Source organism: Streptomyces sp. NBC_01546 (assembly GCF_045208355.1).
GTDB lineage: Bacteria > Actinomycetota > Actinomycetes > Streptomycetales > Streptomycetaceae > Streptomyces.
In genome coordinates, this window is sequence record NZ_CP109379.1 from 5,169,387 (window position 1) to 5,188,898 (window position 19,512).

The following is a 19,512-nucleotide window of genomic DNA, read 5'->3' on the forward strand; positions in this document are numbered from 1 at the left end:
TGGGGTTAGGGCTTCCAGCGCACCCGGTGTTCCGCCAGGTGGGCCAGGACCGAGTGGTTCGCCTCCCAGCCGTCCGGGAACTTCACCGTCACGCCCAGCTGCACCGGCTCCGTCGAGGGGTGGTCGTCCAGGAGCTCCGCTATGCCCGCCCGGGCCACCACCACGCAGGCGTGCCGGTGCCGGGAGGCCAGTACGCACAGGCGGCCCGTCTCCAGGTGGAAGGCCGTCGCGTCGGGGCGGCCCGACAGCGGGTGGAGGATCACCGTGAGGTCGTACTCCCGCCCCTGGAGGCGGTTCGCGGTGTCCACCGTGACCCCGGTGACCCCGAGCGAGGCCAGCGCCGCCCGGATCGCCGACGCCTGGTCGCGGTGCGCGGTGCCCACCGCGACGCGGTCCGCGGTGAGCGGCGCCGGTCCCGCCGACTGCTCGTCGGAGGTCACCGCCCCGCGGTCCAGGGCCCGGCGCACCACCAGGGCCACCGCGGCCACCGCCTCCGGGTCGGTGCGCGGGGTGTGCCGCGCGGGCAGTTCCAGCAGGCCCCAGCCCGACTCGGCGGCCTCGTCCAGCACCCGGTCCGGACCCGACCCGTCCGAGGGGACCCCGTAGGACAGCCGCCGCTCGCCCGGGCCCGTACCGCTGCGGAACTGCGTGTACGGGTAGAACGCCCGGGAGACCAGCGGCGCGGCCGTCGCCGGGAGCCGCCACGACACCGGCAGCCGGTGCTGCGGCAGGTGCGGGTTGTGGGCGAGCAGGGTGCTGACCGCCGAGGCGGAGGGGTCGTAGGACAGGCCCGCCCACTGCTCCGCGCCCACCACGCTGAAGGGGTCCAGCTGCCCCGGATCGCCCACGAACAGCGCCCGGTCGAACAGCCCGGCCACGGCCAGCAGCGCGTCGGAACGCATCTGGTACGCCTCGTCCACGATGGCGTGCTCCCAGGGCTCCACGTCCTTGACGTACGCCCACTTCGCCGCCGTGGAGATGGTGATCGGCAGCTCCGCGAGGTCTCCCGGCTTGGCGGAGAGCGTGACCGAGGGCAGCTCGCGCAGCGCGGGGTCGTAGGCGTCGCCGTCGCTGCTGTGCAGCCGGCCGACCTTCAGCTCCGGATCCTTGTCGGCGAGCCGCAGCACCAGATCGTCGACCTGCGCGTTCGTCTGCGCCACCACCATCAGCCGGCGCCCGGCCGCGGCCAGTTCCCGGGCCGCCCGGACGACGAGCGTGGACTTGCCGGCCCCGGGCGGGGAGTCGACGACCACGCCCCGCTCGGTCCCGTGCAGGGTGTCGTGCAGGATGGCGGCGGTCGCCCGCGAGGCGGCGGCCCCCGGGTCGAAGGCGGTGGTCACAGGATGTCCTCGTCGGTCACGGCGTCGGGCAGCGTGGGGGCGGCAGCGGATCCCGGCGGGCCGCCGTGGGTCCACGGGGTCCGTTCCGGATCCGGCAGCTTCGGGCCGCCGCGGGCGTCGTGCTCGAAGAGCGTCCAGCACACCCGGTCGCCCTTCTCCGGCACCGAGCCCGGCTCCGGTTCCCGGCCGCGGCCCATCTTGTCCAGCAGGCGCAGCACCAGCCGCCCGTCCTCCTCGAAACGTACGAACTGCGCGCTCTGCGGCCGCCCGTCCAGCGAGCGGTAGACCTTCCCGCCGCCCCCGTCCGAGAGCTGCGGCCGGTCCTCGGTGGCCACCGTCACCAGCGGGCGCGGGCTCGGCCGCTTCGACTCCGTCCACTCCATCACCACCTCGGTGACCTCACCTGCGAAGGCCTCGCCCGCCAGGCGGCGGCCCGCCATCACCAGGGGGTCGTCCAGCGCCTCCTGGGCGTCGAGCCGCACCTGCTCGGTCTCCCGCGTGGCCAGTTTCTGCGCCGCCGTCACCGCGTCGTCGCGGCGCGGCTGCGGCGGCTCGCCCGCCCGCACCCGGTCCCGGTGGCCGGTGTAGGACCAGCGGTCGCGCGTCCAGCGCTCCTCCGCCCGCTCCCCGGCGGGCAGGGCGCGCAGCAGATCCAGGGACTGCCACACCGCCTCCCAGGTGGGCCGCATCTGGTCCACGACCAGCGTCCGCACCGCCCGCTCGGCCCGCTCCGTGCGCTCCGCCGCGTCCGGGCCGTCCGAGGTGCGCGCCGCGTCGAAGCGGGCGATCGCAGGGGCGAGCAGCCGGTTGTCGAAGGCCGGGTCGGTGGCCGGCCCGGCGGGCGGGACCAGCAACTGGCCGTCCCGGTCCCGGGCCAGCTCGGCCCGCAGCGCGGCCTCGGCCCCGGATCCGCCCTCCGGCGGATCCATCCAGGCCAGCAGCGCGCCCAGGTGCTGGTCCTCCAGATTGCTCTGGCCGCTCGCCCAGTGCCGCCCGAGCAGGTCCGTCGCCGACAGGAGCATCGAGGAGCCGGGGACCCGCGCGCGCTCGCCGAGGTGGGTGAACCAGCGGCCCAGCAGCGGCACCTTCGCGGGCGCCGGATACGGATTCTCCGGATCCTCCTCGGCCGTCCGGCGGAACCGCATCGACCGGCCCAGCAGCCGTACGTACTCCACGCCCGCCCGGCTCGGCACGATCAGCTGCGGCGCGTCCAGGCACAGCTCGGCCTCGACCTTGGACTTCCGGCCCGTCTCCGGGTCGGTCTCGCTGCGCTCCACGAGCTCGACCGCGTCGCCGTACGAGTCCACGTACGGCAGCACCTCGCCCGCGAGCTCCGCCAGGAAGGCCCACCGCAGGTCCCGGTCGCGCGGCTGCGGCACGACCAGCAGCCGCGGCTCCGCGCGGTCCGTGCCGACCAGCGCGCCGAGCGGAGCCCCGGCCTCACCCGCGGTCGTCAGCGGTACGAGGACCAGCGGGCGCTCGCTCAGATGCCGGTGCCGTACGGTCGCCAGCGGCTGGGCCCGGCCAGCCCGGAGGGCATCCAGCCGGGCCAGGGTCGTCAGCAGGCTCATCCGGACGCCTCCAGCGCCTCGGCGCGCAGCCGGGCCGCCCGCAGCAGCGCCTCGGAGGTGGGATCGCCGGCGGGGCCCTGCCCGGCGGCCGCCGCCAGGGCCTGCTCGACGGTGGTCAGCGCGCCCAGCTCGCCCCGTACGGAACGGCCCAGCGCGGTCACCTCGTCGCTCGCGCGGGCCCGCTCCCGGCAGTGGAAGGCCAGCTCGCAGGCGGCCAGGCACTCGGGGGCGTAGGAGGCGTCCACTGCGGCCACGGCATCGGCCAGCTCCTCGGCGGTGCGCGCCGGGTCGAAGCTGAGCCCCGCGGGCAGCGCCGCGGCCAGCTCCTCGACCCGGGTCAGCCGCTCCAGCTGGCGCCGGGTCACGGAGCGCTCGCGGCGGACGTCGACGGGCGAGGCGGTGGGCAGGTTGGAGAAGTCCTTGGGGCAGACCAGCAGCACGGTGTGCCCGACCTCGGCGCCGGCCAGCTTCTCGGCGGTCTTCTCCAGGGCCAGCACGTAGACGGCGGCCTGGCGGGCGGCGGCGCCCACCTTCGCGGCGTCGGCGGCCCCGTCGATCATCGGGAACGACTTGATCTCCACGACGGTCCAGCGGCCGTCGGGATGCACGACGACGGCGTCCGGCTCCAGGTAGGCGGGGGTGCCCGCGACCTCCAGGGCCAGCATCGGGTGGTCGAGCAGCGTCCACGCCCCGGTGTCCCGCCCGGCGGCGGTGGCCTCGCGCAGGGCGAGCGCGGTCCGCGCGGCGCGGCCCTCGGGCCCGGCGGCGGTCAGGTCGGGGACGCGGGCGCGCGCACCGGGGGGCTCGGCCCCGCCGCCGAGGTGCCCGTGGACCAGCCGCAGCAGCTCGGCCCCGCCGTCCCCCTTGACCTTGGCCTCGAAGGAGTTCCCGCGGACGATGGCGAACTGCGACTGCCCGAAGGGCGCGGGGGAGCCGAGGGCCGAGGCGAGCGCGGTCTTGTCCACGCCGGCCCCGTCGAGCAGGGCGCGTCTGCCGCAGCCCGGATTGGCGGCGAGCGCGGCCAGGGCCCGGGCGTCGAGCGGGCGGGGCGGCACGGCCGGGCCGCGCAGGCCGGCGAGCCGCTGCCGCAGTGTCGTCTGCGGAGCGCTGCTGGGCGGGTAGGAGCTCACCCGCGGAAGTGTCCCATCCGCCACTGACAATCGTGCACTTACGGCAGAAAGGGGCTGTGGACTGCCGTGGGGTGGCCGCGGATGAGCCCGCCGGTCATGTGTTGGATGATGTACGGACGAAAGAATCGCCGTAAAAGCGCACGAACGCATATGTACCGGGAGAACTCACATGGCCCCCCGCATCCTGCTGGCCCGCCACGGCCAGACGGCGTGGTCCCAGCTCGGCAAGCACACCGGACGCACGGACGTGCCCCTGCTGGAGGAGGGCAAGCGGGGCGCCAAGCTCCTCGGCGAGCGGCTGGCCCGTGACCCGTGGAAGGGCCTGCCCGGCCTGGAGGTCCGCACCAGCCCGCTGGTCCGCGCGAGCGAGAGCTGCGACCTCGCGGGCTTCGGCGTCCGGGCCGAGCCGTGGGACGCGCTGATGGAGTGGGACTACGGGGACTACGAGGGCATGACCCCGGCCGAGATCCAGGCGGTCCGCCCCGGCTGGCTGATCTGGCGTGACGGCGTCCCGGGCGGCGAGTCCGTCGCCGATGTCGCGGCGCGCGCGGACGAGGTGGTCGCCTGGGCCCGCTCGGCCGAGCGGGACGTCCTGGTCTTCGCCCACGGGCACATCCTGCGCACCCTGGCCGCCCGCTGGCTCGGCTTCGAGGCCTCCTTCGGCGCCCGGATCCGCCTGGAACCCACCTCGCTGTCGGTCCTCGGCTGGGCGTACGGGGCTCCCGCGCTGGAGCGCTGGAACGACACCGGGCACTTGGACTCGTAGCCTCCCAGGCTCCGTCCGGGGCTGGGCAGTTGGCCGGGTAGTTGGCCGACGATTCGCCGAAAAGGCCACGGACGCAAGGGAGTTGGGTCCTCGCGCGGCTGCGAGGATGGGTCCATGACGATTACTTCCGTGGTGCTGCGGCGGCGCGTGGACGATCTCGGCCCGGCCCTGGACTTCTACGTACGGCTGACCGGTCAGCCGGCGACCCGGTTCGAGTTCGCCGGCCTGGACCTGGCGACCGTCGGGCCGTTCCTGCTGTTCAGCGGGCCCGACGCGATCGCCGAGCGGTTCGCGGGCGTGGCGGCCACGCTGGCCGTGGCCGACCTGGACGCGGCGGTCGCGCACTGCGCGGCCGCCGGGGGCGAGGTGATCGCCGCCCCCGCGCCCACGCCCAACGGGCGCCGCGCGGTGGTCCGCCATCCCGACGGCGGGGTCTACGAGTACCTCGGCGGCTGACGCGGAAGCGGGTCAGACGGCGGCGTGCCGGGTCAGGAAGGCGCCCACGCGCGGCGAGCGCTGGTGCGGGACCAGGGTGCGGGCCGTCTCCGAGAGCAGGGACCGGACCCGGGTGGACTGGACCTCGGCCAGCAGGTCCAGCACCCGGCCGCCCGCCCAGGCGGCCTCGTCGGGGGCTCCCGCGTGGGCCAGGTCACCGGCCAGCTCGGCGGTGTAGAGGGCCACGTTCCGGGCGAAGTGCGGATCCTGGAGGTCGGCGGCGCGCCGGGCGTGCCGGGCCGCACGGGCGTGCTCGCCCAGCGTCGCCCAGCACCTGGCCTCCAGGGACTCCAGCTCGGCCTCGCCGAAGAAGGACATCCACTCAGGGTCGGCGCCCGCCCCGCCCCGGGAGAACTCCGTGTGGGCCCGGGCCAGCGCCTCCTCGCAGGCCTTGCGGTCGGCCAGGCCCGCCCAGCCGCCCGCCTCCCGCAGCGCGAGCAGTGACAGCAGCCGCGGGGAACCGAGGGAGCGGGCTGCGCGGCGGCCCGCCTGGGCCGCCCGTACCGCCTCGCGGGAGCGGCCGCAGTCCCGGGCCAGGAAGGCCATGTTGCTGAACGCGTGCGCCTCCAGGCCCGCGTCCCCCGACACCCGGGCCGTCGCCAGGGCTTCCGCGTAGTGCGAGCGGGCGTCGTCGAAGCGGCCCGAATCGTGGGCGAGCCAGCCGACGGAGACGGCCAGTTCACCGGCGCCCGCGTGCAGCCGGTCCTCGGTGGACTGCCGGGCGGCCCCCGCGTCGAGCAGCGCGTACGCGGCGCGCAGGGGCTCGGCGGCCCTGCGGTACAGCGCGTCGGCCCCGTGCCGGTCGTCCAGCAGCCGGATCTGGCGTACGGCGTCCTCGACGGCCGCGGCCTCGGACTCTCCGGCGCGGTACGGGAGTCGGCGGGTGTCGCCGAGCAGGGTGAGGCTGAGCGTCGCGGCCGCCACGGTCGCGGAGCCGCCCGCCATGAACGCGCGACGCAGCACGTCGCTCTCCTTGGAACGGGAAGGGGAAGGGGACGGGTGGGGGGAAGGGGCGGACGGGTCGCGCAGGGCGGAACGGCCGCGGACGGCCTCGCGCGGTGAGAAGCCCAGGTCGGCCAGGGTGCGACCGGGGAACATGTGGAGGAAGACCCGCTCGTACGCGTAGTTGGGGCAGCGGATCTCGCCGGACTCGACCCGGCCGACATAGCGGGCGTCGCAGGAAACCGTTTCGCCGATCTCCTTCGCGGCCCGGCGCACCAGCGCCGCGAACTCGGCCGGGGAGTGCTGCCCGCGCAGCCGCCGGAACGTGGAGTTGGGTGAGTGGGGGGACGCCGCCATGGACGTGGCCTCTCTGGCAAGGAACGCAGCGCCGGTACGGTGAGGTGCGAGGGTGTGCCCGGCGCGCATGAACGTACCGCCAGTGAGGGTCCCTTCATGCGATGTTTGTTTACAAAACGGATATCTCACCCGCGATCTGCCATGAACTGCCATCCTTTGCAGCGTCTTGCCACCGCACCCGTTGACGTTCCGGGGCGTTGAACCCATGCGGAGTGGGAGGCGACTCCCGCTCCCCGCTCGTACGCGGATCGAGGAGGGGTTCCCTTGGTGGAGGCCGGCATGGAGAGCACTGGAACGAACACCGCGCCCGAGCCCGGTGTGACCGCGACCGTGACCGCGACCGTGATTGCGACGGTGCCCGCGACGGTGACCGCGATCGACGCCCCGGACCTGGTGACCGTGCCCACCCGGCAGGGGCTGGAGGCGGTGGACATCATCCGCCGTGCCAGCCGGGCCGGCGGCGTGGGACCCGTCCTGCACGACGGATCGGGCGACACCCTCGGCTTCCTCGTCCCGCCCGGCACCGCCGACGCCTGGGACATGCCGGGCAGCGCGTGTACGCAGACCAACGGGCGCGGGATGCGCTTCGGCGACGCGGTCCCGCCCGCCACCGGGGCCACCGGCTGGCTGCTCCCGCCCGAGGCCGTCGGGCCGGTCACCGACCCCGCGGTGCTGCGCGAGGCGCTCGGGGAGGCGGCCCGGCTGATCGAGGCCGCCGACAACTGCCGCTGACCGGCCACAATGGGGTGGTGGCAGGCAAAGACAGAGGCAAGGGCCGGAACAAGGGCGAGCAGCAGCGCGGACGCGGCGGCGCCGAGCCGGTCGTCGGGCAGGTGGCCGGCGGGCGGGCGGAGCTGGCGCCCGACCGCGAGCGCGCGGACGCCTGGACCCTGCTGATCGACGGCGCCCCGCAGTCGCACGTGGACCTGGCCGACCCCGGGTACCTGGACTTCGCGTACCAGCGGCGGATCGGCCACCTGATCGACCTCGCCGCGCCCGCCCGGCAGCCCCTGAACGTGGTGCACCTGGGCGGCGGCGCCTTCACCCTCGCCCGCTACACCGCCGCCTCCCGCCCCCGCTCCACCCAGCAGATCGTGGAGATCGACGCCGCGCTGGTGGCCTTCGTACGGGAACACCTGCCGCTGGACCCGCAGGCGCGGATCCGGGTCCGCGCGGTGGACGCCAGGGCGGGCCTGGCCAAGGTGCCGGACGGCTGGGCGGACCTGGTGATCGCGGACGTGTTCAGCGGTGCGCGCACCCCGGCGCACCTGACGAGCGCCGAGTTCCTGGATGACGTACGCCGCGCGCTCGCGCCGGGCGGGTGGTACGTGGCCAACCTCGCGGACGGTCCGCCCCTGGCTCATCTGCGGGGCCAGATCGCGACGGCCGCGTCCCGGTTCGCCGAGCTGGCGCTGGCGGCCGATCCCGTGGTCTGGCGGGGGAAACGCTTCGGCAACGCCGTCCTGGTGGCCGCCGACCGCGAACTGCCCGTCGCGGAATTCACCCGCCGGGTCGCGAGCGATCCGCATCCGGGCCGGGTGGAGCACGGCCGGGCCCTGGCGGACTTCGCGGGCGGCGCCGTGCCCGTGGCGGACGCCTCGGCGGTGGCCTCGCCGCAGCCGCCGCCCTCGGTCTTCCGTTAGATCAGGGATCGACGATCTCGACGACCGGCGGGTGGTCGTGCCAGGTGCAGAAGACCGACACCTCACGGCCGTCCCGCGTGAAGGTGACCCGGATCCAGTAGTCCTGCTTCCACACCTGCATCCGCCAGTCGGCGGCCGGGGTCGCGGAGACCAGTTCGGCCGAGGAAGCGCCCAGGTCGAAGACCACCCGGCCGCCCGAGACCGGGTAGGCCTTCACATTGCCCCCGCGCGCGGACGGCTTCGGCGAGGGCTTGGCGGAGGATGCCTCGGCGGAGGGCGACGAGGCGGACGCCGACGCCGATGCCTGCGGGCTCGGCGAGGCGGACGGGGAGCCCTCCGGTGAGGGGGACTTCGAGTGCTGCGTCGAGGACGACAGCGGCTGTGTGGCCAGCGGGACCGCGAGCGGGCGGTCGTAGGCCGTGCCGGACATGACGGTGTGCACGCCCCACCACGACAGCGTCACCGCTGCTCCGGTCGCCAGCGTCCAAGCCATGGCATGTACAAGACCTCGCTGCATCAGGGGACATACTGCACCACCCGTCACAGAGGTGGCCCGGCACCTCCCCGGGTCCCCCGAATGGACTACGGTGCGGGCCATGGCAAGTGTGCTCGTGGTCGAGGACGACCAGTTCGTACGTTCCGCCCTCATCCGGCACCTGACCGAGGCCTCGCACACCGTGCGGAGCGTCGGCACGGCCCTCGAGGCACTGCGCGAGGTCGCCCACCACCGCTTCGACGTGGTCATCCTCGACCTCGGGCTGCCCGACCTCGACGGGTCGGAAGCGCTCAAGATGCTGCGCGGCATCACCGACGTGCCGGTGATCATCGCGACCGCGCGCGACGACGAGGCGGAGATCGTCCGGCTGCTCAACGACGGCGCCGACGACTACCTGACCAAACCTTTCTCCGTGGAGCACCTCTCGGCCCGGATGGCCGCCGTCCTGCGCCGCGCCCGCGCCGCCACCGGGGCCGAACCGCCCTCCCGCGTACTGCGCGTCGGCGGGCTGGCCATCGACCCGCTGCGCCGCCAGGCCGAACTCGACGGGACGGTACTGGACCTCACCCGCCGGGAGTTCGACCTGCTGGCCTTCCTCGCCGGGCGGCCCGGGGTGGTCGTGGCCCGGCGCGAGCTGCTCGCCGAGGTCTGGCAGCAGTCGTACGGGGACGACCAGACCATCGACGTCCACCTCTCCTGGCTGCGCCGCAAGCTCGGCGAAACCGCCGCCCGGCCGCGTTACCTGCACACGCTGCGGGGTGTCGGGGTCAAGCTCGAGCCGCCGCGGTGATGCCGCGATGAGATGGGCGCTGGTCAAGGTGTGCCTCGCGGTCACCGCCATGGTGGTCGTGGCCTTCGCCGTACCGCTGGGGCTGGTGGTGCAGGAGATGGCCAGCGACCGGGCGTTCTCCAACGCCGAGCGGCAGGCCGCGACCATCGGGCCGACCCTGTCCATCACCACCGACCCGGTGCAGCTGCGCAGGGCCGTGGAGTCCACGCAGATGGGCGCGGCCCGGCGGATGGCCGTCCACGTGCCCGCGATCGGCGACAGCCCGCCGGTGGACATCGGCGAGGGCCGGGCGGGCGCGCACGCCGTCGCGGAGACCCGGCGGATCGGCCGGGCCACGACGGCCTCGGTGCCCGGCGGGGGTTCGGCGCTGCTCCAGCCGACCGCGCTCGGGTCCGGTGACATCGCGGTGGTGGAGGTCTTCGTACCGGAGAGCGAGGTCAGCAACGGCGTCACGACCGCCTGGATGGTCCTCGCGGGCGTCGGGCTGGCGCTGATCGTGGGCTCGGTCGGGGTAGCCGACCGGCTCGGCGCCCGGCTGGTACGGCCGGCCGAGCGGCTTGCGGACGCGGCGCACCAGCTCGGCGAGGGTCGGCTCGGGGCGCGGGTGCCGGAGGACGGCCCGAAGGAACTCCGCTCGGCGGCCGCCGCGTTCAACGCGATGGCGGACCAGGTGGTGGAACTCCTCGCCAACGAGCGGGAACTGGCCGCCGACCTGTCGCACCGGCTGCGGACGCCGCTGACGGTGCTGCGGCTCAACGCGGCCTCGCTCGGGGACGGCCCGGCCGCCGAGCAGACCCGCGAGGCCGTGGAGCAGCTGGAAAGGGAGGTCGACACGATCATCCGTACGGCCCGCGAGCAGCGCGCGACCGCCGCCGGGGCCGGGGTCGGCGCCGGCTGCGACGCCTCCGAGGTCATCCGCGACCGGATGGCCTTCTGGTCGGCGCTCGCGGAGGACGAGGGCCGCGAGGTACGGCTCGCGGGAGTGGACCGTACGGTACGGATCCCCGTGGCGCGGCCCGAACTCGCCGCTGCCGTGGACGCCATGCTCGGCAACGTCTTCCGGCACACCCCCGAGGGCACCCCCTTCGCGGTCGACGTCCACGACGCCTCGGACGCGGTCATCGTGCTCGTCTCCGACGCGGGCCCCGGCATCGCCGACCCGGACGCCGCCCTGCGCCGCGGCAACGACGGCGGACGCGACGGCTCGACCGGCCTCGGCCTGGACATCGTGCGCAGGGTCGCGGAGTCGACGGGCGGCGACGTCCGGCTGGGGCGCTCTATGCTCGGCGGCACCGAGGTACGGGTCTGGATCGGCCTGGACGGGCGGACCCGCGGCGGCTCGGGCGGGGTGCGGACCCGGCGCGGCCGGCGCAAGCGGCGCAGCAACTGACGTAACGAGGATGGGGCGGGGGCGCGCCTCGCGGGTGGTATGTCCGTGGATCGATACGGTCCGCGGCATGGACACCCTCATCTTCGGCGGCCTCCTCGCCACGCTGATCGCCATGTACCGGGAGTCGTCCCGGACGGTCGTGCTCGGAGCGTGGTGGGTCATGCTGCTCGCCGTGATCCTGCTGATGGCGCACCACATCACCAGCAGCCTCGCCCTGACCTTGAGCTACTGACCGTGGCCGTCATGCACAGCCTCCTCCCGGAGGAGACGCCGACGGGCGGGCTGCTGGGGCGGGTCCAGTTCTGGTTCGCCTGCTTCTTCGCCATCGGCTGGACGGGTGTGGTCTGCGGTGGCCTCTTCTACCAGTTCGGGCTGTGGGAGTACCCGTGCCCGCTCTGCATCGTGCAGCGGATGTTCATGCTGCTGGCGGCGATGGGCGCGGCGTACATCGTCCGGACGGCGCTCTCGTACGGCACGGTGACCGGCCGGGACTACATGACGGGCTGGGGCCTGTCCCTGGTGGCGGTGATCGCCGGCTCCTTCGCGTCCTGGCGGCAGACGATGCTGCACGTCCTGCCGGGTGACAAGGGGTACGGGAGCGAGGTGTTCGGCCTGCACCTGTACGTGTGGGCCTGGATCCTCTTCCAGGCCTCGGTGGTGGCCATCGGCATCGCCCTGGCCTTCGCCCACTCGACGGCCGACCAGTCCGTACCGGCGACCGGGCCCGGCCCGCTGCGGGCGGTGGGGACGTTCGCGCTCGGGTTCCTGGGGCTGGTCATCGCCGTCAACATCGTGGCCGTGTTCTTCGAGCAGGGCTTCCACTGGTTCCTGCCGGACGACCCGAGCCGGTACCAGTTCTTCTACGACGTGGGGTTCCTGGGCTAGGCGTGCGGTACGCAGTCCTCCGCACCCCGGACGGTGGCCGAGATGTTGCCGCCTCCGTCCGGGCCGCACAGGGTGGGCGTGACGGAAGGAGTCAGCATGAGAGTCATGCTCCGCGCCCACCTCGACACGGCTGCCACCAACGAGGGCATCAAGACCGGCGCCCTGCCCCAGGCCATCAAGTCGCTGATGGACAAGGTGAAGCCGGAGGCCGCCTACTTCGGACTGCACGAGGGCGTGCGCTCCTGCTGGATGGTCTTCGACCTCCAGGACAGTGCGCAGATGCCGTCGCTGATGGAGGACCTGTTCACGCAGTTCAACGCCGAGCTCGAGGTCGGTCCGGTCATGAACGCCGAGGACCTGGCGAAGGGACTGGCGGCGATGGGGTCCTCGGCGTAGCCGGTCGCGGGCCGAGCCGGCCCTTTCCGGTGGCCGTCAGGGCCACCACGGCGGAGGCGGCGGCCGCCGCGCAGGACACGGCGAACGCCGCCCGGTACCCGTACGCCTGAGCCAGCGGCCCCGCGGCCAGCGCTGCCGCCGCCTGGCCGAGGATCAGGCCGCTGCCGACCACGGTCATGGCCTCGCCCATCCGCTCGGCGGGCCCGGTCCGTTCCACCAGCCCGAACAGGGCGATCAGGTGCGGGGCCACGGCCAGCCCGATGCCCGCGACGGCGAGGGTGGCGCCGGTCAGTCCCGACACCGCGAGCAGGGGCAGCGTCAGCACCGCCTGGACGGCGATCGTCCACCGCAGCCGTACGGGCAGGTCCGCAGCCCCCGGCCGGGCCACCGTCACGAAGCCGGCGACCGAGCTGGTCACGGCCATGGCGGCCCACACCAGCCCGGCCGCGCCCGCCTCGTCCAGCGAGTCGGCGAGCGCGTTGACCCCGGTGTTGGCCCCGCTCCAGGCGGCCCCCTGGAGCACGGCCATTGCGAACAGCAGAACCAGCCCTGGCGACCACAGCCGTACGGCGGCCCGCGCGCCGGGGGCGGTGAGCGTCGGGCCCGGCGCGGTCGGATGCACGGCGAACAGGGTCCCGAAGACGAGGATCAGTGCGGCGGCGAGGAGCAGCGCCGAGGCGGGATGCACGGTCACGGCCAGGATCCCGGCCAGCGCGGGCCCGACCATGAACCCGACCTCGTCCAGGGTGGTGTCGAAGGACAGGGCGGAGCCCAGCAGTTTCTTGTCCTCGCCGGCCAGCCGCGCCCAGCGGGCCCTGGCCAGCGGTCCGACCTGCGGGACGGTGAGCCCGGCGGCGACGGCGAGTGTGATGCGTGCGGCCGGCGGCAGCCCGCCGAGGACGGTCGCCACGAGGGCGAGGAGCACGGCGGCGTTGGCGGCGCAGGCGAGGAGCAGGACGGGGCGGTGGCCGCGCCGGTCGGCGAGCCGGCCGATGACGGGGCCGCCGAGGGCCTGGCCCAGCCAGAGGGCGGCGGCGACGGCGGCGGCGTCGCCGATGCCGTCGCGCTCATTGATGAGCAGGAGCGTTCCGATGGGGCACAGCGCTGCGGGCAGGCGGGCGAGGAACGCGTAGAGGGGGAGGGCGGGGCCGCCGAGGGCGAGCACCCCGCGGAAGCCGGGTCGGGTGGGGCGGGCGGATCGGGTCACGGACAACCTCCATCCGCACGCCGACCCTCCCGTTTCTCCGGCGCGCGCCGTTGCCCGTTGCCCGGGACCGTATCCGGCGCGGCCGGTGCCGCGGAAGCCCCTGTCCGGTCGCGGCCCGGTCGCGGTCCGGTCGCCGGACGGGTCCTCAGCCGGCTTCGCCCGAGGCCAGCCTCTTGGCCTGGGCCCGGCCGACCTCGGCGGCGCGGTGCAGGTAGTCGCCGATGACGGCGAGTTCCGCGTCGGAGTAGCCCTCCAGTACGGCGCCGAAGGCCCGGCCGGGGGTGTCCCAGGCCTTGCCGATCCGCTCGCGGGCCTCGGGGGAGAGGGAGACCAGGGAGCGGCGGCGGTCGTGCGGGTCGGCATGCCGCTCCACGATGCCCGCCTTGACCAGCCGGTCGACGAGGCGGGTCGCGGAGCCGGAGGTCAGGCCGGTGAGGCGGGCGATGTCGCCGGTGCTGACCGGGCCTGGCTCCATGTCGAGGAGGGCGACGCACTGCATGTCGGTGGGGTGCAGCCCGACGTGGTCGGCCATGGCCTGGTTGAAGAGGGAGTAGTCGGCGTAATGGCGCTGGCTCTCGGTGACGATGCGCGCGAGCAGCTCGGCGCGGCTCCACTCATCACCCGTACGAGGGGAATCGGTTGACATCGGCTTCTCCATGCTCCAAATTTATCTGTGTGACGCAGAGAATGCGACGCGCAGAATCTGTGTCACGTGTCCATCCTATGAAAAGGAGCCAGTCATGTCGATCCTCGTCACCGGCGGCCGCGGCGCCGTTGCCCGCGGCCTCTCCGCCCTCCTCACCTCCCACGGCCTCCCGCACCGGCTCGGATCCCGGGAGCCGGACCGTCCCGGTACCGTCCGCTGCGACCTCACCGACCCGGCGACCTTCCCCGGCGCCCTTGCCGGGGTCCGCTCCGTCTTCCTCTACGCCGAGGCGTCCGGTGTCGAGGCCTTCGTCAAGGAGGCCGTCACCGCCGGAGTCGAGCACGTCGTGCTCCTGTCCTCCTCTTCGGTGCTGAGCCCCGGCGCCGCCGACAGCCCGCTGTCCGCGTCCCATCTCGCCGTCGAGCAGGCCCTGTCGGCCTCTCCGCTGCACACCACCCTGCTGCGCCCGGGGTCCTTCGCGAGCAACGCCCTGGGCTGGGCCTGGTCGCTGAAGTCCGGCCGCCCGGTCCACCTGCCCTACCCCGGCTCGTACTGCGACCCCGTCCACGAGGCGGACCTCGCCGAGGCCGCCTTCGCGGTCCTCAGTGACCCGGCTCTCGGCGGGCGCGCCTACACCCTGACCGGACCGCAGTCGCTGACGTTCGCGGCCCAGCTCGGCATACTCGGCGAGGTCCTCGGCCGGCCCCTGCCGTTCGAGGCCGTCTCCGCCGAGCAGTGGAAGGCCGAGGTCGACGGCTACATACCCGGGCCGTATGCCGATGCGCTCCTCGAGTACTGGGCCTCCACCGACGGCCTCCCGGTCGAGATCACCGACGCCGTCGAGCGGCTCACCGGCCACCCGGCCCGCACCTTCGGGCGGTGGGCCGAGGACCACGCCGGCGCCTTCGCCGCCCCGGTTGTATAGCCGAGCTGCGCAGCGGTCAGAAGGACCCTGTCCGGGCCACTTGCGCGTACCAGTGGGCGCTGGAGCGCGGGGTGCGGGTCTGGGTCTCGTAGTCCACGTGGACGATGCCGAAGCGTTTGCTGTAGCCGTAGGACCATTCGAAGTTGTCCAGCAGCGACCAGAGGAAGTAGCCCTTCACCGGGGCGCCGTCCGCCAGGGCCTGGTGGACGGCGGTCAGATGGGCTTCCAGATATCCGATCCGCGCCGGGTCGTGCAGGTCGGGGGCGTATGCCGCGCCGTTCTCGGTGACCAGCAGGGGCAGGTTCGGCGCCTCCCGGGAGAAGCGCATCAGCAGGTCGTACAGGCCCGTCGGGTCGATCGACCAGCCCATGTCGGTCCGCTCGCCCGGGGGTTGGTGGAAGGCCACCGTGTCGGCGCCCGGCCAGGGGGAGTGGCCCGTGGCCCCGTGGCCGTCCGCGCGGGGGCCGGAGCCGGCGGGAGCCGCCGAAACCACCGCCGGGGTGTAGTAGTTCACGCCGAGGAAGTCCAGCGGCTGGTGGATCAGCGCCTCGTCGCCGGGGCGGACGAAGGACCAGTCCGTCAGAGCGGCGGTGTCCGCGAGCAGGTCCTGCGGATAGGCCCCGCTCAGCAGCGGTCCGGTGAAGATCCGGTTGGCCAGGGCGTCGATGCGGCGCTGGGCGTCCAGGTCGGCCGCCGAGCCGGTCAGCGGCCGCACCGCGCTCGGGTTGAGCGCGATCCCGACCCGCGCCGAGGCGGGCAGGGCGGCGGCGGCCAGGCCGTGGGCCAGGTTGAGGTGGTGGGCGGCGCGCAGGGAATCGGCGGGGGAGGTGCGGCCGGGGGCGTGGACCCCGGAGGCGTAGCCGAGGAAGGCGCTGCACCAGGGCTCGTTGAGGGTGGTCCACAGCTCCACCCGGTCACCCAGGGCCTTCGAGACCTGCTCGGCGTATGCGGCGAAGGCGTAGGCCGTCTCCCGTTCGGGCCAGCCGCCCTCGTCCTCCAGCTCCTGCGGCAGGTCCCAGTGGTACAGGGTCACGCTGGGCTGGATCCCGTACGAGAGCAGCTCGTCCACCAGGGCGTCGTAGAAGCCGATCCCCCCGGAGAGCACCCGCGGCCAGGACACCGAGAAGCGGTAGGCCCCGAGCCCCAGTTCGCCCATCAGCCGCACGTCATCCCGCCACAGCCGGTGGTGGTCGACCGCCACCTCGCCCGTGTGGCCGCCGTACACCTTGCCCGGCGTACGGCAGAAGGTGTCCCAGATCGAGGGCCCGCGCAGGGCGGCCCCGCCCTCGATCTGGAAGGCCGCCGTGGCCGCACCCCACAGGAACCCGTCCGGGAAGCGGATATCCGTCATCTCAATCTCCTTGCGGGGAAACCCAGGCTTCAGCTGGGGGAGGAAACGCACCCTTGGGTGGGAGTGCGGCAGGGAGTGTCACTGGGCGATCCGCTGGCCCAACCTTGTATTCGGATCGTGACCGCCCTTAACGTCCCGGGGCGTGGGGACTTTTTGTGTAAAGCGGGCGTTCAAGTACCGCTTCTATCCGAGCGATGCGCAGGTAGCTGAGCTGTCGCGGACGTTCGGGTGTGTGCGGAAGGTCTACAACCTTGGCCTTGCTGCCCGCGCCGAGGCCTGGGCTGTGGGCGGGCGTCGTGTGAACTATGAGCAGACGTCGGCGATGCTCACGGCGTGGAAGAGGACAGAAGAACTCGCCTACCTCGCAGAGGTGTCCTGTGTTCCGTTGCAGCAGGCGCTCAGACATTTGCAGAGTGCGTTCGCGGGGTTCTGGGGGAAGCGGGCGAAGTACCCGCGCTTCAAGTCGTAGCGGAAGTCCCGGGCCTCGGCCGAGTACACACGAAACGCGTTCCGATATGCCGACGGTCGGCTCAGTCTGGCAAAAATGGCAGAGCCATTGGATGTCGTGTGGTCCCGTCCGCTGCCCGCCGGTGCGAAGCCGACCACGGTCACGGTGTCCCGCGACAGTGCCGGGCGCTGGTTCGTGTCCCTGCTCTGCGAGGACACCCCCGCCCCCTTGCCGCGCACCACGAACGCGGTCGGCATCGACGCCGGGCTGACAACCCTGGTCACCCTGTCCACCGGGGAGAAGATCGCCAACCCGAAGCACGAACGCAAGGACCGGAGTCGGCTCGCCAAAGCCCAGCGCGCGCTCTCCCGGAAGGAGAAGGGCAGTGAGAACCGGGCCAAGGCCCGCACCCGCGTGGCCAGGATCCACGCCCGGATCGCCGACCGCCGCCAGGATCACCTGCACAAGCTGACGACTCGACTCGTGCGCGAAAACCAAACGCTCGTGATCGAGGATCTCACCGTCCGCAACATGATCAAGAACCACCGTCTCGCCAGCGCCATCTCGGATGCGGGCTGGCGGGAACTGCGGAGCATGCTGGAGTACAAGACGGCTTGGTACGGGCGCCAACTCATCGTCGTCGACCGATGGTTCCCCAGCACACACCTGTGTTCTGCCTGTGGTGCCCTCGCTGAGAGGATGCCCCTCAACGTCCGTGAATGGACGTGCGACACCTGCGGGACGACCCACGATCGGGACGCCAACGCAGCGATCAATCTCCTGGCCGCCGGGCTGGCGGCTACTGCCTGTGGAGCGGGCGTAAGACCTCAAGGGGAGTCCTCCTCCCTGCCGGGGCAGCGCGCGGTGAAGCAGGAAGTCCCACCCGTGAGGGTGGGAATCTCCTCCCGATAGGGAGGAAAGGAGGTCAACCCTTGACCGCTCCCTGCATGATGCCGCCGACGATCTGGCGGCCGAAGACGAGGAACACCAGAAGCAGCGGGAGCGTGCCCAGCAGCGCACCCGCCATGATCACCGACTGGTCGGGGATGTAGCCCCGGCCCAGCCCGGTCAGGGCCACCTGCACCGTCGGGCTGCCGTTCTGGGTCAGCGCGACGATCGGCCAGAAGAAGTCGTTCCAGGCCATGACGAAGGTCAGCATGGCCAGCACCGCCATCGCGGGCCGGGCCACCGGGAACACCACGTGCCACACGATCCGCAGCGAACTCGCCCCGTCCGTGCGTGCCGCCTCCACCAGTTCCATCGGCAGGGCCTGGGCCAGGTACTGCCGCATGAAGAAGACGCCGAACGCGGACACCAGGGTCGGCAGGATCACCGCCTGGAGCCGGTCGGTCCACGACAGCTCCGCGATCAGCATGTACAGCGGGACCACGCTCAGCTGCGGCGGGATCAGCATCGTCCCGATCACCAGCCCGAGCAGCAGCCGGCTGCCGCGGAAGCGGAGCTTGGCGAAGGCGAAGCCCGCCAGGGTGGAGAACACCACCGTTCCCGCGGCGACGGTGCCGGCCACGACCACGGTGTTCAGCAGGGCGGTGCCCATGTTCGCGTCGGTCCACGCGACCTGGAGGTTGCGGCCCAGGTTCCCGCCGAACCAGAACGGCGGCGGGGTCTGCGCAAGCCGCGTATTGCTCCGGGAGGCCGCGATCGCCGTCCACACCAGCGGGAAGAGGGAGCCGACGGTGAACAGGGCCAGCACCACGTAGGTGAGCCTGCCCGCACGCAGCGATCTCATCGGGAAGCCCCCCGTCCGCGCAGCAGCCGTGCCGCGCCCGCGATGACCAACAGGATCAGGAACATCGCCCACGCGATGGCCGAGGCCCGCCCCAGGTGCAGGTTCACCCAGCCCTGCTCGTACAGATACAGCCCGAGCGTCTGGAACTGGTGCTCCGAGCCGCCCGTCGCGCCCGCCCCGCCGTTGAACAGCAAAGGCTCGCCGAACAGCTGGGTCGCCCCGATCGTCGAGACGACGCACGTGAAGAGGATCGTCGGCCGCAGCGAGGGCACGGTCACGTGGAGGAACTGCTGCCAGCGCGACGCCCCGTCCAGCGCGGCCGACTCGTACAGCTCGCCCGGCACGGCCTGCATCGCCGCCAGGTAGATCAGCGCGTTGTAGCCGGTCCACCGCCAGATCACGATGGTGGAGACCGCCAGCTGGGAGGCGAAGGTGCCGTTCTGCCAGTCCACCGCCCCCAGACCGACCGCCGACAGCGCCCAGTTGACCATCCCGTAGTCCCGGCCGAAGAGCAGCACGAACACAAGGGTGGCCGCCGCCACCGACGTCGCGTACGGGGTGAGGACGGCGACCCGGAAGAAGGCGGAGCCGCGCATCTTGTAGTTGAGCAGATGGGCCAGACCGAGCGCGATCGCCAGCTGCGGCACCGTGGACAGCAGCCCGATGGTGACCGTGTTGCGCAGCGCGTTCCAGAAGAACTCGTCCTCCCACAGCCGGGTGAAGTTCTTCAGCCCCACCCACGTCATGGAATCCGGATCGGTCAGCTCCACCTGGTGCAGCGCCGCCCAGCCCGTGTACAGCAACGGGAACAGCCCGAAGACGGCGAAGAAGAGGAAGAAGGGCGCCACGAAGGCGTACGGGCTCCAGCGCAGGTCCCACCGGTAGCGGCGTGAGCGCCATATCTGGCCCCGGGCGCCCCCCTCCGCCGCCGGCTCCTTCGAGCCGGCGGCGGAGGGGGACAGAACAGCCGTCTCGTCCGTCACC

General features: G+C 73.2%; 20 protein-coding genes and 1 pseudogene. 11 read left to right on the forward strand and 10 right to left on the reverse strand.

Annotated elements, in window-relative coordinates; all coding sequences use genetic code 11:
- Positions 1-5 precede the first annotated feature (5 nt).
- From OHA89_RS23665 to OHA89_RS23675, 3 genes are read right to left on the reverse strand one after another with little or no spacing between them, the layout of a single operon-like run.
- Positions 6-1,340 carry an AAA domain-containing protein gene (locus OHA89_RS23665; protein WP_257556211.1) on the reverse strand — a complete coding sequence of 445 codons (1,335 nt, stop codon included), beginning with the start codon at positions 1,338-1,340 and terminating at the stop codon, positions 6-8.
- Entirely contained in the window at positions 1,337-2,911 is a 1,575-nt protein-coding gene (locus OHA89_RS23670) for a hypothetical protein (RefSeq protein ID WP_266609621.1), read from the reverse strand. The genes OHA89_RS23665 and OHA89_RS23670 overlap by 4 nt, the downstream gene beginning before the upstream one ends.
- Positions 2,908-4,041, reverse strand: coding sequence for a hypothetical protein (locus tag OHA89_RS23675; RefSeq protein WP_266944767.1), 1,134 nt, complete (start codon positions 4,039-4,041; stop codon positions 2,908-2,910). The genes OHA89_RS23670 and OHA89_RS23675 overlap by 4 nt, the downstream gene beginning before the upstream one ends.
- Before the next feature lie 169 nt (positions 4,042-4,210).
- On the opposite strand from OHA89_RS23675, the gene OHA89_RS23680 reads away from it, so the two are divergent.
- Complete coding sequence (locus OHA89_RS23680; RefSeq protein WP_215147455.1) at positions 4,211-4,807, forward strand: histidine phosphatase family protein; 597 nt, start codon at positions 4,211-4,213, stop codon at positions 4,805-4,807.
- Positions 4,808-4,921: 114 nt separating this feature from the next.
- The gene (locus tag OHA89_RS23685) at positions 4,922-5,263 is read left to right on the forward strand and encodes a VOC family protein (RefSeq protein WP_257556215.1); all 342 of its coding nucleotides are present in this window, start codon (positions 4,922-4,924) and stop codon (positions 5,261-5,263) included.
- A gap of 12 nt (positions 5,264-5,275) precedes the next feature.
- Here the strand turns inward: OHA89_RS23685 and OHA89_RS23690 are convergent, their stop codons facing one another.
- Positions 5,276-6,601, reverse strand: a complete 1,326-nt coding sequence (locus tag OHA89_RS23690; RefSeq protein ID WP_215147451.1) for a tetratricopeptide repeat protein — start codon at positions 6,599-6,601, stop codon at positions 5,276-5,278.
- A 279-nt stretch (positions 6,602-6,880) separates the two neighbouring features.
- Between OHA89_RS23690 and OHA89_RS23695 the strand changes: the two genes are divergently transcribed.
- Positions 6,881-7,333: a hypothetical protein gene (locus OHA89_RS23695; protein WP_257556217.1), complete on the forward strand. Its 453-nt coding sequence runs from the start codon at positions 6,881-6,883 to the stop codon at positions 7,331-7,333.
- 17 nt (positions 7,334-7,350) lie between these two features.
- Positions 7,351-8,244, forward strand: coding sequence for a fused MFS/spermidine synthase (locus OHA89_RS23700; protein ID WP_215147447.1), 894 nt, complete (start codon positions 7,351-7,353; stop codon positions 8,242-8,244).
- Between the two features lies 1 nt (position 8,245).
- Here the strand turns inward: OHA89_RS23700 and OHA89_RS23705 are convergent, their stop codons facing one another.
- Positions 8,246-8,761, reverse strand: a complete 516-nt coding sequence (locus OHA89_RS23705; RefSeq protein WP_257556219.1) for a hypothetical protein — start codon at positions 8,759-8,761, stop codon at positions 8,246-8,248.
- A gap of 79 nt (positions 8,762-8,840) precedes the next feature.
- Here OHA89_RS23705 and OHA89_RS23710 point away from each other — a divergent pair, with 79 nt between their 5' ends.
- From OHA89_RS23710 to OHA89_RS23730, 5 genes are all read left to right on the forward strand, one after another.
- Positions 8,841-9,530, forward strand: a complete 690-nt coding sequence (locus OHA89_RS23710) for a response regulator transcription factor (protein WP_215147444.1) — start codon at positions 8,841-8,843, stop codon at positions 9,528-9,530.
- A 7-nt stretch (positions 9,531-9,537) separates the two neighbouring features.
- Positions 9,538-10,920: a HAMP domain-containing sensor histidine kinase gene (locus OHA89_RS23715; RefSeq protein ID WP_257556222.1), complete on the forward strand. Its 1,383-nt coding sequence runs from the start codon at positions 9,538-9,540 to the stop codon at positions 10,918-10,920.
- A 67-nt stretch (positions 10,921-10,987) separates the two neighbouring features.
- Positions 10,988-11,152: a DUF5993 family protein gene (locus OHA89_RS23720; protein ID WP_215147440.1), complete on the forward strand. Its 165-nt coding sequence runs from the start codon at positions 10,988-10,990 to the stop codon at positions 11,150-11,152.
- A gap of 11 nt (positions 11,153-11,163) precedes the next feature.
- Complete coding sequence (locus OHA89_RS23725; RefSeq protein WP_406367040.1) at positions 11,164-11,805, forward strand: disulfide bond formation protein B; 642 nt, start codon at positions 11,164-11,166, stop codon at positions 11,803-11,805.
- Between the two features lie 96 nt (positions 11,806-11,901).
- Complete coding sequence (locus OHA89_RS23730; RefSeq protein WP_257556224.1) at positions 11,902-12,201, forward strand: DUF3303 family protein; 300 nt, start codon at positions 11,902-11,904, stop codon at positions 12,199-12,201.
- Here OHA89_RS23730 and OHA89_RS23735 read toward each other — a convergent pair.
- Positions 12,146-13,408 carry an MFS transporter gene (locus OHA89_RS23735; protein ID WP_406367041.1) on the reverse strand — a complete coding sequence of 421 codons (1,263 nt, stop codon included), beginning with the start codon at positions 13,406-13,408 and terminating at the stop codon, positions 12,146-12,148. The genes OHA89_RS23730 and OHA89_RS23735 overlap by 56 nt on opposite strands.
- Before the next feature lie 145 nt (positions 13,409-13,553).
- Positions 13,554-14,054 (reverse strand): MarR family winged helix-turn-helix transcriptional regulator, encoded by a 501-nt coding sequence (locus OHA89_RS23740; RefSeq protein WP_257556226.1) that lies wholly within the window; start codon positions 14,052-14,054, stop codon positions 13,554-13,556.
- A 94-nt stretch (positions 14,055-14,148) separates the two neighbouring features.
- Between OHA89_RS23740 and OHA89_RS23745 the strand changes: the two genes are divergently transcribed.
- Positions 14,149-14,979 (forward strand): NAD(P)H-binding protein, encoded by an 831-nt coding sequence (locus tag OHA89_RS23745; protein WP_406367042.1) that lies wholly within the window; start codon positions 14,149-14,151, stop codon positions 14,977-14,979.
- A 16-nt stretch (positions 14,980-14,995) separates the two neighbouring features.
- Here the strand turns inward: OHA89_RS23745 and OHA89_RS23750 are convergent, their stop codons facing one another.
- On the reverse strand, positions 14,996-16,330 hold the full coding sequence (locus OHA89_RS23750) for a GH1 family beta-glucosidase (protein ID WP_266609627.1): 1,335 nt from the start codon (positions 16,328-16,330) through the stop codon (positions 14,996-14,998).
- A gap of 142 nt (positions 16,331-16,472) precedes the next feature.
- On the opposite strand from OHA89_RS23750, the pseudogene OHA89_RS23755 reads away from it, so the two are divergent.
- Positions 16,473-17,690: pseudogene (locus tag OHA89_RS23755) on the forward strand (RNA-guided endonuclease InsQ/TnpB family protein).
- A gap of 13 nt (positions 17,691-17,703) precedes the next feature.
- Here the strand turns inward: OHA89_RS23755 and OHA89_RS23760 are convergent.
- Both OHA89_RS23760 and OHA89_RS23765 read right to left on the reverse strand, forming a co-directional pair.
- Positions 17,704-18,528, reverse strand: coding sequence for a carbohydrate ABC transporter permease (locus OHA89_RS23760; protein ID WP_215147426.1), 825 nt, complete (start codon positions 18,526-18,528; stop codon positions 17,704-17,706).
- Positions 18,525-19,511, reverse strand: coding sequence for a carbohydrate ABC transporter permease (locus OHA89_RS23765; protein ID WP_406367043.1), 987 nt, complete (start codon positions 19,509-19,511; stop codon positions 18,525-18,527). The genes OHA89_RS23760 and OHA89_RS23765 overlap by 4 nt, the downstream gene beginning before the upstream one ends.
- Position 19,512: the final 1 nt, after the last annotated feature.